At 60.6% G+C, this 12,706-nt stretch carries 10 protein-coding genes; 5 read left to right on the forward strand and 5 right to left on the reverse strand.

The genetic code is table 11. From position 1 onward, the window contains the following. Positions 1-93: 93 nt before the first annotated feature. From AC0L37_RS01605 to AC0L37_RS01625, 5 genes are read left to right on the forward strand one after another with little or no spacing between them, the layout of a single operon-like run. Positions 94-1,089, forward strand: coding sequence for a BMP family protein (locus tag AC0L37_RS01605; RefSeq protein WP_473313993.1), 996 nt, complete (start codon positions 94-96; stop codon positions 1,087-1,089). A gap of 50 nt (positions 1,090-1,139) precedes the next feature. After that, on the forward strand, positions 1,140-2,687 hold the full coding sequence (locus AC0L37_RS01610; RefSeq protein ID WP_282222177.1) for an ABC transporter ATP-binding protein: 1,548 nt from the start codon (positions 1,140-1,142) through the stop codon (positions 2,685-2,687). Beyond that, positions 2,684-3,766: an ABC transporter permease gene (locus tag AC0L37_RS01615; RefSeq protein WP_282222176.1), complete on the forward strand. Its 1,083-nt coding sequence runs from the start codon at positions 2,684-2,686 to the stop codon at positions 3,764-3,766. Before AC0L37_RS01610 ends, AC0L37_RS01615 begins: the two co-directional genes overlap by 4 nt. Before the next feature lie 3 nt (positions 3,767-3,769). Continuing rightward, positions 3,770-4,717, forward strand: coding sequence for an ABC transporter permease (locus tag AC0L37_RS01620; RefSeq protein WP_282222175.1), 948 nt, complete (start codon positions 3,770-3,772; stop codon positions 4,715-4,717). Between the two features lie 18 nt (positions 4,718-4,735). After that, complete coding sequence (locus tag AC0L37_RS01625) at positions 4,736-6,025, forward strand: amidohydrolase family protein (RefSeq protein ID WP_282222949.1); 1,290 nt, start codon at positions 4,736-4,738, stop codon at positions 6,023-6,025. Here the strand turns inward: AC0L37_RS01625 and AC0L37_RS01630 are convergent, their stop codons facing one another. From AC0L37_RS01630 to AC0L37_RS01650, 5 genes are all read right to left on the reverse strand, one after another. Beyond that, positions 6,026-7,108 (reverse strand): ABC transporter ATP-binding protein, encoded by a 1,083-nt coding sequence (locus AC0L37_RS01630; RefSeq protein WP_282222174.1) that lies wholly within the window; start codon positions 7,106-7,108, stop codon positions 6,026-6,028. A 34-nt stretch (positions 7,109-7,142) separates the two neighbouring features. Beyond that, complete coding sequence (locus tag AC0L37_RS01635) at positions 7,143-7,970, reverse strand: carbohydrate ABC transporter permease (RefSeq protein ID WP_282222173.1); 828 nt, start codon at positions 7,968-7,970, stop codon at positions 7,143-7,145. Then, positions 7,967-8,851 carry a carbohydrate ABC transporter permease gene (locus AC0L37_RS01640; RefSeq protein WP_212656750.1) on the reverse strand — a complete coding sequence of 295 codons (885 nt, stop codon included), beginning with the start codon at positions 8,849-8,851 and terminating at the stop codon, positions 7,967-7,969. The genes AC0L37_RS01635 and AC0L37_RS01640 overlap by 4 nt, the downstream gene beginning before the upstream one ends. A gap of 76 nt (positions 8,852-8,927) precedes the next feature. Continuing rightward, positions 8,928-10,211 (reverse strand): ABC transporter substrate-binding protein, encoded by a 1,284-nt coding sequence (locus tag AC0L37_RS01645; protein ID WP_282222172.1) that lies wholly within the window; start codon positions 10,209-10,211, stop codon positions 8,928-8,930. A gap of 50 nt (positions 10,212-10,261) precedes the next feature. Further along, complete coding sequence (locus AC0L37_RS01650) at positions 10,262-12,622, reverse strand: alpha-L-rhamnosidase (protein WP_282222948.1); 2,361 nt, start codon at positions 12,620-12,622, stop codon at positions 10,262-10,264. Positions 12,623-12,706: the final 84 nt, after the last annotated feature.

The raw sequence follows: 12,706 nt of genomic DNA on the forward strand, positions 1-12,706 counted from the left end.
GGTCAGTTTTCGTCTTGCCAAGGTCCTGCACTTGCCTCCTAGATAGGCGGCAGGGAAGCTTGGGCAGAATTTGCACAACCATGGGAAAGTCAGATGACCGATAAACTGAAATTGGGCAGACGCGCGTTCGTTACGACGATGGCGTTCGCAACAACGCTGGCATTGTCCGTTCCAACCTGGGCACAGGACGTGCTCAAGGTTGCGGCGATCTGGACGGTTCCGGTGGAGCAGCAATGGGCGAGCCGCCTGCACAATGCGCTGGTGGCTTCCGATGAGCGTGGCGACATTGAGTATGTCTACTCGGAGAACACCTCCAATACCGATTATGAGCGCGTGATGCGTGAATATGCCGAGCAGGGGATTGGCCTGCTGGTCGGTGAAGCGTTTGGCGTCGAGCAGCCGGCTCGCGAAGTGGCCGCCGAATATCCCGAGATCAAGTTTTTGATGGGCTCCTCACTGCCGCCGGCCGAGCCCAATTTCGCAACCTTCGACAACTTCATCCAGGAGCCAAGCTATCTCACCGGAATGATCGCTGGCGCCAAGACAGAAACCAATATGATCGGCATGGTTGGCGGATACGCCATTCCCGAAGTGAACCGGTTGATGAACGCTTTCATGGCCGGGGCGCTGTCGGTCAATCCGGATGCCAAGTTCTCGGTCAACTTCATCAATTCCTGGTACGATCCCCCAAAGGCCAAGGAAGCGGCCTTTGCCATGGTCGATGCAGGTGCTGATATTCTTTACGCCGAACGTTTTGGTGTGTCCGATGCGGCCAAGGAACGGGGCATTCTCGCGATCGGCAATGTCATCGACACGGCTGCCGATTATCCCGGCACCATTCTGGCCAGCGCGCTCTGGCATGGCGAGCCCATGATCGATCAGGCCATTGCCGATGTGAAGGGTGGCAGCTTTTCCGCCAGCGACTACGGGATCTACGCCTTCATGAAATATGGCGGCTCGAGCATGGTTGCCGATGCTGATTTGGCCGGTGCCGACGTGGTAGCTGCCGCTGAAGCCAAGGGCGCTGAAATTACCGCCGGGACCTTCGAGGTCGAAATCGACGACACCGAGCCAAGCTCGACAATGTAGTCTTGTTGCCGGGCGCCAGATGCGCCCGGCACAACATGCCTGGGGGATTTATGCAGCAGGCTGACGTCGTGCTTTCGCTTGAGGGCATCACCAAGCGTTTTGGCAAGCTCGTGGCCAATGACGGGCTTGATCTGAGCCTGGCGCGCGGCGAGATACTGGCCCTGCTGGGCGAGAATGGCGCCGGCAAGACCACGCTGATGAATATCCTGTTCGGCCATTATGTGCAGGATGCCGGAGTGGTCCGCGCGGCCGATCAGGCCGGTGCATTGCAGACATTGCCCAGTGGATCGCCAGGTGCGGCGCTGGACGCCGGTATCGGCATGGTGCACCAGCATTTTACTCTGGCCGAGAACCTGACGGGCCTGGACAATATCCGGCTGGGCACCGAGCCATTGCTGGCGCTGGGTGGGCGTCGTGCTGCTGCACGCAAGAAGGTGCAGCAGATCATTGCCGAAAGCGGCCTGGAGGTCGATCTTGACCGCCGCGTGGCAAGTCTGACCGTAGGCGAGAAGCAGCGGATTGAAATTCTCAAGGCGCTCTATCGCGATGTTCGTGTGCTTATACTGGATGAGCCGACGGCCGTGCTGACTCCGCAGGAAGCCGATGGGCTGTTTGTGGTGCTGCGTCGACTGGCCGAGAACGGGTTGGGCGTGATCTTCATCTCCCACAAGCTGGGCGAAGTGCTGGCCGTCTCGCACCGCATCATGGTGCTGCGCGCCGGCCGCAAGGCCGGGGAATTGGTGACCGCAGATGCAGATCGCCGCGCCATTGCCGATCTGATGGTGGGCAAGGCTGTTGCCGAAGTCAGCCGCACCGCGGCGAGCCCAGGCAAGACGCTGCTTGAATTTGACGATGTGAATTTGCGGCAATCATCAAACCGGCAATCGCTTCGCGGCGTCAGCTTTGCGCTGCGGGCTGGCGAGATTGTTGGCCTTGCGGGCGTTTCCGGCAATGGTCAGGCCGGTATTGCGGCGCTGATTTCTGGGTTGTCGGTGCCCGATCAAGGGGCGTTGCGCCTATACGGCAAGCCCGTCACTCAGTCCGACCCGCGCACGCTGGTCGCGGCGGGGGTGGCCCGCATGCCCGAGGATCGCCAGCATGACGGCGTGGTGGGCACGATGAGCGTGGCCGACAATATTGCCATTGAAGAAATTCGTGCCGATGGTTTTTCGCGCTTCGGGCTGCTCGACCGCAAGGCGATGCGGACCCGCGCCAGCAGTGCCATCACCGATTACGATATTCGCTGCCCGGGGCCAGAGGCCGAAGCGCGGCTGCTTTCGGGCGGCAATGTACAAAAGCTGATCCTGGCGCGAGTGCTCGAGCGTGCCCCTCGCGTCATTTTGGCAAATCAGCCGACGCGGGGGCTCGATGTGGGGGCGCAATCTGAGACTCATCGTCGCATCATTGCTGCCCGCGATCGTGGTGCAGCCGTGCTGGTGATCTCCGAGGATCTTGATGAATTGTTTGCGCTGGCTGACCGGTTTCTGGTTATCCATGCCGGAGAGGTCAGCGAAGCGGGCCCTTCCAGTGCGCTGGACCGGGGCACGGTTGGGCTATTGATGGCCGGACAGTCCGGGAATGTGGCGGTGTCCGTATGAGCTTTCGTCTTGAACCCCGCGCAGATGCCTCGTTTGCGCTCAAGCTGATGGTGTCGTGCGGCGCCGGGTTGGCGGCGTTGCTGCTGGTGGCCATTCCCGTGCTGTTTGCCGGTGCCGCGCCCTTTGAGGCTTATGGGTTGATTATTCAGGGCGCGTTCGGCTCGATGTTTGCCCTGTCTGAAACCCTGACCCGCGCCACGCCGCTGATCCTTACCGGGCTGGCGGCCGCGGTCGCCTTCCGGGCCAAGCTGTGGAATATCGGGGCCGAGGGACAGCTCTATATCGGGGCGCTGGCCGCGGTTCTCATAGGCGGTGGTCTGCTACAACTGCCGGCGGCGCTGCTTATTCCCACAGTGATGATTGCCGGCTTCATTGCCGGCGGATTGATGATGGTGGTGCCGGCCATCCTCAAGCAGCGCTTCGGCGCCGATGAGGTGGTGGTGACGCTGCTGCTCAATTTCGTCGTCATCCTGCTGGTGCAAATGCTGATCGAGGGCCCGCTGAAGGACCCACTGGCGATGGGGTGGCCGCAATCGGTGCCGTTGCTGGCGGAGGCGCGGCTGCCAAAGCTGCTGCCGCGTCTGCGCATGCATTGGGGGCTGGTAATCGGGGTGACTTCGGCACTGCTGCTTTGGGTCATGGTGCGCAAGACGGTACTGGGCTTTGAAATTCAGGCGGTGGGCGAGAACAAGGCGGCGGCCCGGTTTGCCGGTATTCCGGTCAATGCCACCATGCTCAAAGTGGCGCTGTTTTCGGGTGGTCTGGCGGGGCTGGCCGGGGTTAGCGAAGTTGCCGGCGTAAAGGGGTATCTCTCGGCTGATCTGTCGCCGGGCTTTGGTTATTCAGGGATCGTGGTCGCCATGTTGGCGGGGCTGTCGCCCATCGGCACGGTCTTTGCGGCGATCTTCGTGGCGGCGGTGTTTGTCGGTGCGGATTCGATGAGCCGGGCTACGGGCATCTCCAATTACTTAGCGGACCTTGTGGTAGCGCTTTCTCTGCTGTGCGTACTGGTCGGCGGCTTTTTTCTACGCTTCCGCATTCGCTACGAAGCAGCGGCCAGGCCGGCTGGAGGCGCCTAGATAATGGATGTACTGCTTGAGATTTTCGGGTCTGCAAATTTCTGGGCTGCCGCCATCCGCATTGCCACGCCACTGATCTTTGGTGTGCTGGGGGCGCTGATCTGCGAGCGCGCCGGGGTGCTCAATCTAGGCATTGAGGGCATTTTTGTTGCGGGCGCGATGGCGGGCTGGCTGGCGGTTTATCTTGGCGTGGGATTGTGGGGTGGGGTGCTGGTGGCTGCGTTGGCCGGGGCAGCCTTTGGTCTGTTGCACGCCTTCCTGACCGTCATTCTGGGGCTTTCCCAGCACGTCTCGGGCATTGGCATTACGCTGCTGGCGACCAGTCTGAGCTATTTCACCTATCGAACGGCCTTGCCCGATGTCAGCTCGCCGCCGCGCATTGTGCCATTCCAGCCACTGGATATTCCTGGTCTGACCGATCTGCCTTTTATCGGCCCGGTACTGTCGCAGCAGACATTGTTGACCGTGCTGGCTTTTGCCTTGGTGGGCGTGGTGGCGCTGGTGCTCTATCGCACGCCTCTGGGCCTGGCGATTCGCGCAGTGGGTGACAATCCCGCTGCCGTCGAGGCACAGGGGCTCTCGGTGCAGGGGCTGCGCATTGGCGCGGTCGTGGCTGGCTCGGCGCTGATGGCGCTGGGCGGGGCGTTTCTGACCATGTCGGCGTTCGACGCGTTCTTCTTTGGCATGGTCAATGGCCGGGGGTGGATCTGCATTGCGCTGGTGGTGTTTGCTTCCTGGCAGCCCGGCAAGGCGCTGCTGGGGGCGCTGCTGTTTGGTGCCTTTGATGCATTCCAGATCCGGCTGCAGGCCGAGATTGGTCAGGTGGTGCCGGGCCAGGTGTTCCTGATGCTGCCCTATCTGCTCTCCATCGTTGCGCTTGTATTGGTTGCGCGGCGGGCCGACTATCCACGCGCGCTGCTGCAGCCCTGGTTCAAGGGCCAGCGTCACTAGTTCATGTCCTGAGGAATTATCGTGTTCGATCTCAAGCTCACCAATGCCAGTCTTGCTGATGGCACCACCGGCGTCGATATCGGTGTCAGCGCGGGGCGCATTGCCGCCATAGAGCCCCGGCTTGAGGGCGAGGCCGCCGAGGTGATCGACGCCGAAGGGCAGCTGGTGTCGGCCCCGTTCGTGGATTGTCACTTCCACATGGACGCGACGCTATCCCTTGGTCTGCCACGCTACAACGAGAGCGGGTTGTTGCTCGAAGGCATCCAGATCTGGGGTGAACTCAAGCCGCTACTGACGCAGGAGGCGGTAATCGAGCGCGCCATGGCCTATTGCGATCTGGCGGTCAGCCAGGGGCTGCTGGCCATTCGGACCCATGTCGATATCTGTGATGACCGTCTGTTGGGCGTTGAGGCCCTTCTCGAAGTTCGCCGACTGGTCGCGCCCTATATCGACCTGCAATTGGTGGCCTTTCCACAGGATGGCTATTATCGCTCGCCCGGCGCGGTGGAGTTGCTCAATCGCGCCCTCGATATGGGCGTCGATGTTGTCGGCGGCATTCCGCATTTCGAGCGCACCATGGCCGACGGTGCGGCAAGCGTCGAAGCGCTGTGCCGGATCGCGGCGGACCGTAATCTGCTGGTCGATATGCATTGCGACGAAACCGATGACCCGCTCAGCCGCCATATCGAGACACTGACCGCGCAGACGCAGCGCCTGGGGCTGGGTGGTCGCGTGGCTGGATCGCACCTGACCTCGATGCACTCAATGGACAATTACTATGTGTCCAAGCTGCTGCCGCTAATGGCCGAGGCCGGCGTCGCTGCCATCGCCAATCCCAATATCAATATCGGTATTCAGGGTCGGCACGACAGCTACCCCAAACGGCGCGGCATGACCCGCATCCCCGAAATGCTGACCTATGACATCACCTGCGCCTTCGGGCAGGACTGCATGATGGACCCCTGGTATTCGCTGGGGCAGGCCGACATGCTTGAGGTTGCTTCGATGGGTCTGCATGTTGCGCAGATGACCAGCCGCGATGCCATGCGCCAGTGCTATGCGGCCGTTACCACCGGGCCGGCCAAAATTATGCATCTGGATGGCTATGGCGTGGAAGTTGGCTGCAAGGCCGATATGGTGTTGCTACAGGCGACCAATCCGATTGATGCCATCCGGCTCAAGGCCACGCGACTAGCGGTGATCAAGTCGGGTCGCGTGATTTCGCGCACCGCGCCCCGATTGAGCGCGCTGGGGCTGCCAGGGCGGCCACAGCGATTAGATCCATCGAGGGTCGGCCCGCAGGCTTGATCAGACGGGCAGGCGGGAATTGCCGGTCTCGTCGAATACCACGGCGCCATCGGTGGCGATGGTGAGTTGCAGGGTCTGATCGGGCTTGAGGTCGTGATCCTTGTCGAGCACCACCAGCCAGCTTTCTCCCGACGGCAGGCGCAGGCTGACATTGGTTTCATTGCCCAGCCGCTCGACCAGGCTGACCTGACCCACCAGATTGCCCGATGTGGTCAGTGCCAGATTGTGGGGGCGGATGCCCAGCGTGACCGTGTCACCGATCTTGAGACCATCAGTAGTGGCGGGAATGCTAGCGGAGGCAACGTCCTTGCTCGAGACCGTGACCGCGCCGGGGCTGATGGCCTCGATCATTACTTTGGTAAAGTTCATCTTGGGTGAACCGATAAAGCCGGCAACGAACAGATTGGCGGGCCGCTGATAGAGTTCGATGGGCGAGCCAACCTGCTGCACGACGCCGCCATTGAGCACCACGATCTTGTCGGCCAGCGTCATAGCCTCGACCTGGTCATGGGTCACGTAGATCATGGTGGCGCTGAGGTCCTGATGCAGCTTGGCCAACTCCATGCGCATGTCGACACGCAGTGCCGCATCGAGATTGCTCAGGGGCTCATCAAACAGGAACACCTCGGGCTGGCGCACGATGGCGCGGCCAATGGCGACGCGCTGGCGCTGGCCGCCCGAAAGCTGGCTGGGTTTGCGATCGAGCAGATGTTCCATCTGCAAGATGCGCGCGGCGTCACGGATCTTCTGGTCGCGCACATCCTTGGGGGTCCTAGCCAGCTTCAGCCCGAAGCCGACATTGTCGTAGACCGTCATGTGCGGATAAAGCGCGTAGCTCTGGAACACCATGGCGATGCCGCGGTCGCGTGGCTCGACCTGATTGCACAGCACATCACCGATCCACAGTTCACCCGAGGTGATGTCCTCTAGCCCGGCAATCATGCGGAGCAGGGTGGACTTGCCGCAGCCCGAAGGGCCGACGAATACCACGAATTCGCCCTGCTTTACGGTGAGATCGACGCCCTTGATGACTTCGACTGCGCCATAGCTCTTATGCAGTGATTTGAGTTCGAGTCCGGCCATCTGCCTGCCCCTTCTGAATAGTGATAACTGTCAATCAGCCTTTGACCGCGCCTGCCGTCATGCCGGCAACGATCTGCCGGTTGAAGAACAAGAAGACGATCAGCGGTGGAATGGTGATGAGCAGGATGTTGGTGAACAGCAAATTGTAGGACGTGTTGAACTGGCTCTGGAAATTATACAGCGTCAGTTGCACCGTCGCGTTCTGGTTGCCCGGCAGGTAGTAGAGCGGGTTGGTGAAGTCGTTGAAGATGGTCACTGACTGCACCACGATATTTGTCACGGTGACTGGCCATAGCAGCGGCATGATCACGCGGAAAAACACATCCATCGGCCGTGCGCCATCGATGATGGCGGCCTCATCGAGATCACGTGGAATGGTCGCGATAAAGGCGCGATAGAGCAGGATGGAGAACGGCAGGTGGTAGGCGATCTCGATCAGGATCAGGCCATGCAGTTTGGCAAACAGCCCCAGACCCTGCAGCAGCACAATGGTGGGAACGATGGCCGGTGGGATCATCAACCCCGCCAGGATCAAGAATTCGATCATGCCATTCCAGCGGGTCTTGCGGCGCTGCAGCACGAAGCCAACCATGGCGGCGAAGATCACCAGCAGGGTAACGCTTGATACAGTCAGAATGGTGGAATTGATGAAGGCGGTCAGCAGCATCCAGTTGCGGGTGGTGACCACCTCGACGATGTTCTCCCAGAGATAAATGCCCTGCGGCCAGGAAAAGTCGAGCAGATTGGCCTGTTGCTTGCCCTTGAGTGCGGTGAGCAGGATGAAGGCGAAGGGCACCAGGAAGACCACGGCCGAAACCAATATGGAAACGATGGTCAGCCAGTAGCGGCGTAGAAAGCTCATTCGTGACCCTCCTTGCGGTTGAGCAGCATGGTCAGGGGCACCACAAGGATGGCGATGAGCACGAAGAGCACCACATTGCCGGCGGTCGACAGGCCATAAAAGCCGGCCTGGTATTGCTTGTAGATCACCGAGGCGATGGTGTCCGAGGAGAAGCCGGGGCCGCCGCGTGTCATTGCCCAGATCAAGTCGAACGTGCGCAGGCCGCCAATGAAGCTGAGGGTGATCACGGTCACCGTAGCCGGGCGGCAGAGCGGCAGGGTGACGTACAAAAAGCTCTGGAAGGATGTCGAGCCATCAATGCGGGCGGCCTCGTAATAGTCCTTGGGAATGGCGACAATGCCGGCGATATAGATCACGGTGGCGAGGCCAACGCCTTTCCACACATCAACGAGCGCGACCGAGATCAGCGCCAGATTGGGATCGACCAGCCAGCCGGGGCCTTTGATGCCCAGCGCGGCCAGACCTTCATTGATCATGCCCTGTGTGGGGTGCATCAGCACGGTAAAGGTGATGCCCACGCCGACCGTGGAGACCAGCACGGGAAAGAAAACCACCGAACGCAGATAGCCGCGTGCAGCGATCTGGCTGGTCAGTAGCACGGCCAGCAACAGCCCCAGGATCACCTTGAGCCCCGAACTGATGACGGCGTAAATGACGGTATTGAGCAGGCCTTTGATCAGGAAGGGTTCGCGGAAAAACTGCGCGAAATTGTCCAGCCCGATAAAGGTGGAATTGAACAGGGTCCAGCGGGTCAGGCTGAAGTAGAACGAGGCGAAGGTCGGCGCGAGAAACAGCACGCCATAGATGATGGCGGCGGGCAGGAAAAACCAACCCGGATAGGTTGTAGCGCGGGAGCGTGCCGGGCTGGTGACGGTGGCCATCGCGATAGTCCTCAGACGTCAAAAGAGTGGTTCCGGGCAGGAATCTCCGCCCGGAACATGTCATTGTGGGAGTTGCTTACCAGCCTTCGAGGCCGAGTTGCTGGGCCTGCTTGCGCACGTCCTGATCATACAGGGCGGCGCCGTCTGCCGCCGAGCGGATGCCCGACCCGACTTCCACCGTGATCTGTTCCAGGGCAGGCCCCTTGATAGGCGAGAGGAACTCCAGCGCAGGCGCATTATTCCCGCCGTCTGCGAAATATGGCAGCATGTCGCTCACGGCTGGCGGCACATCTGCTGGCAGATCGCAGCCGCTGATCAGGTATGGCCCGGTCGCCCCAACAGTGTCGTTGCGGATGGCACAGGCTTCCGGGCTGGCGACGAAAGCAGCGAATTTCTTGGCGGCTTCTTCATTGCTGGTGCTTTGGGGAATGTACAGGGAATCCGGCATCCAGGTGGTCAGGCCATTGGAGCTGTCACCGGGCTGGGCAAAGAAGCCGACATCGGCCAAGTGATCAGGATTGCCCTCAGCTATCGCACCGATGGCGAAGGTCAGCATGGGATAGTGCGCGCCTTCCCCATTGGCGACCATGCGGATGCCGTCACTGTACTTGGCTGCGCCGAAGTCCTCGTTCATGTAACCAGCCTGAGAAACAGCCTCGAGCCGTTCAAAGCCGCTCATTGCTGCCGGCGTGGTGGCATATTTGGCCGTGCCGGCTGTGTACTCCTCGGCAAAGGCGGGAACTGCTGCCTGTACGTTGTAATAGTCCGCCAACACAAACAGCTGGCTGGTCCAGGTGTCGCCATAGGTCTGGATCACGGCAACCTTGCCGGCAGCCTTGATCTTCTCGTTATTGGCCATGAATTCGTCCCACGTGGTGGGGACTTCAAGGTCGAGTTCATTGTAGATCGGAATATTGTACAGGATGCCGCCGCCCATGGCCGTTGCATAGGGCGCGCCGTAGACCTCGCCGCCCGAAGAGACGACAGACTTGAAGCTGTCCTGCACATTGGCCTGCCAGGGCTCATTGGTCAGGGGCAGCAGGTTCTGCTGGGGGTTGATTGCCTGGAATAGTGAGCCCGAGTTGTAGGTGAACACATCGGCCATCACGCCTGTAGCCAGCCGTGTCTTGACGATGTTGTCACCTTCGCCGCCGCCCGGGCGGGTTTCGATGTCGATGCTGATATCAGGGTTTGCTACTTCAAAGGCTGCAACGTAGGCCTCGAACACGGGGACCGTCTGGGGCCCGTTGTCGATCAGCAGAGTCAGATTGACGCTCTGGGCCCATGATGGCGCAGATAGTGCCGTAAAGGCCAGTAGGCCGACGGCAAAACGCGCCGTCTTGGTGAAATTGGCAGTCATTGGTTTCCTCCCTATTGAACTGCATGCTTGGTCGGCTCGCTATGCGCCCCCTATGGGGTGCGCACATTGACGTTGGGGCGATCGTGCGCTTGGCGCACGGGCACCGAATAGTCGAAGGTGATGGTGTGTTTGCCGGGGCTCAGTGTCGGTTCGGTACCTGCCATGATGGTGGCGCCATCAAGCTGGGCATTGCGATAGGCAGGGGACAGGCGCAGACGCCCTGTGCTGCCCTGAGGGACTTCGACTTCATAGCGGACATGGTCGCCATCAAGTGCCCAGCCAGCCCGGATCAGACCGCGCGGGCTGTCGTGATGGGCGGCCACAGGCGACAGGCCATCGAGGATGGTGGGTTCAAAAATGATGGATTCAAAACCAGGCGCCGCCGCGTCGGGCCGGAATCCGGCGACACCTTCCAGAAGCCACTGGCACACAGCACCATAGGCATAATGATTGTAGGAGTTCATGCGCGGATTGTAGATGGTGCCATCGGGTTCGATGGCGTCCCAGCGTTCCCAGATCGTGGTGGCGCCCATTTTGACCTGGTAGAGCCAGCCGGGCACATCCTCCTGCAGGAAGACATCGGCGGCTAGGCCCAGCTCTCCAATCTTGACCAGGGCCGGTAAAAGGGCCGGCGTGCCGATGAAGCCAGTGCCGATGCGTCCGTCGCTGCGGGCGATGGCATTTTTGAAGTAGCGCTTGGCGGCAGCGTGTTTGTCGGCGGGGATCAGATCGTGCAGGAAGGCCAGCGCATAGGAAGTCTGGTCGTCTCCACCGACGCGGCCTGACGGGGTAATGAACTCCCGGGCAAAGGCGGTTTTGACTTGTTCGGCCATGTCGGCCAGACGCTGGGCCGTCTTGGTGTCACCGGAAATTTCGGCAATCTGGCTGACCAGTTTTGCGGTGATGTGCAGGTAAAGCGTGGCAGCGGCATCATCGCTTATGGTGGGCAGCGGCTTGGCGCTGGGTCCCTTGGGCTGGAGCCAGTCCCCAAATGAAAAGCCTCGGGCGCCCCAGGCGCGGGGTGGCTGAACAATCGGGCCGTCGCTGATAGACCAGACGAAGTCGACCCATTTGACCATGGCGGGTAGCACTTCGTTGAGGATCGCTGTGTCGCCATAGTGCAAGTAGACTTGCCACGGCACGACCGCGATAGCGTCACCCCAGCCCGTGCTGCCGAAAAAGCCTGGATAATGGGTGTCATCCATCTTGGTGGGGTCGGGAACCACATGGGGTACAGCGCCGTCTTCGCGCTGATCGGCCATGACATCACGGATCCATTTGTGGAAGAAACTCTGGGCGTCGGCCAGGTAACAGGCCGTGCCCGCAAAGACCTGTGCGTCGCCCGTCCATCCCAGTCGCTCATCGCGCTGCGGGCAGTCCGTGGGCACTTCAATGAAGTTGGAGCGTTGCGACCAGATGGTGTTGAGAAACAGACGATCCACCAGCTTGTTGGCTGAGGTGAAGCTTGCCTTGATTTCGGTCACCGAGCTGATCGGCACCGAGACCACATTGGAGACTTCGGCCTTGCCCTCAATGGTGATGCGAGCGAAGCGAAAGCCCTGGAACGTAAAAAGCGGGCGGTAGTCTTCGGCGCCATTGCCGCTGAGCGTATATTCAATGCGGCATTCAGCGGTGCGCAGATTGCCATTGTAGAAGACGCCGTCCTTGTCGAGGATTTCGGCGTGCTCAACGATGACGCGAGCGCCGGCTTCGCCGATAACGGTAAAGGCGACATACCCGCCGCAGTTCTGGCCGAAGTCGTAAAGGATGCGGCCCGCGTCATCGCGCCAGGTCTTGGTTGGCTGCAGGGGCTCAAGTTCACGAACGGGCGTGGTTTCGTGGGCCACCAGGCGCGCAGTGTCAAAGGCGATAGCCTCGCTGCCGGCGGTCGCGGTCTGCGCGAAGCTGGCGTCGTAGATTTCACCAAAATAGATGCCGGATTTGCGCACCGGCAGTTCGCCGCTTTCCCAGCTAGCGTCGGTCGACAGCACTACGCTGCCATCACCATCGAGCAATTGGGCAATGGCGGCGATACGGTCGCCCCATGTATTGAAGATAGGACGACCGCCCCACATCATCTGAGAGCGCAGCCAGCCGTCAGCCAACCAGATTTCCATGGTGTTTTCGCCGGCCACCAGCAGGTCCGAAACATCATAGGTCTGAAAGCTCAGGCGGGTTTCATAGCTGGTCCAGCCAGGTGTCAGAATATCGTGGCCGACCCGCTGGCCATTGATGAAGCAGACATAGAGCCCCAACGCACTGATATGCAGGGTCTGGCCATTGGCGAGGGTGTTCAGCGTGAAGGCCTTGCGCAGGAACGAGCCGGGCGTGCCGACACCGTGGTCGCTGAGCGGCGCCACCATCTGCGCAACCCAATTGACGTCGACCGGCTGTGTGGATGCGGCATGCATAATCGCTGCGTCGTTCACGCGGAATTCCTCCCATAGACACCGGTAGACCCGGTTGTAGACTGTTCTACGTATAGCGTTCTACAT

It is taken from the genome of Devosia sp. J2-20, from assembly GCF_055808475.1.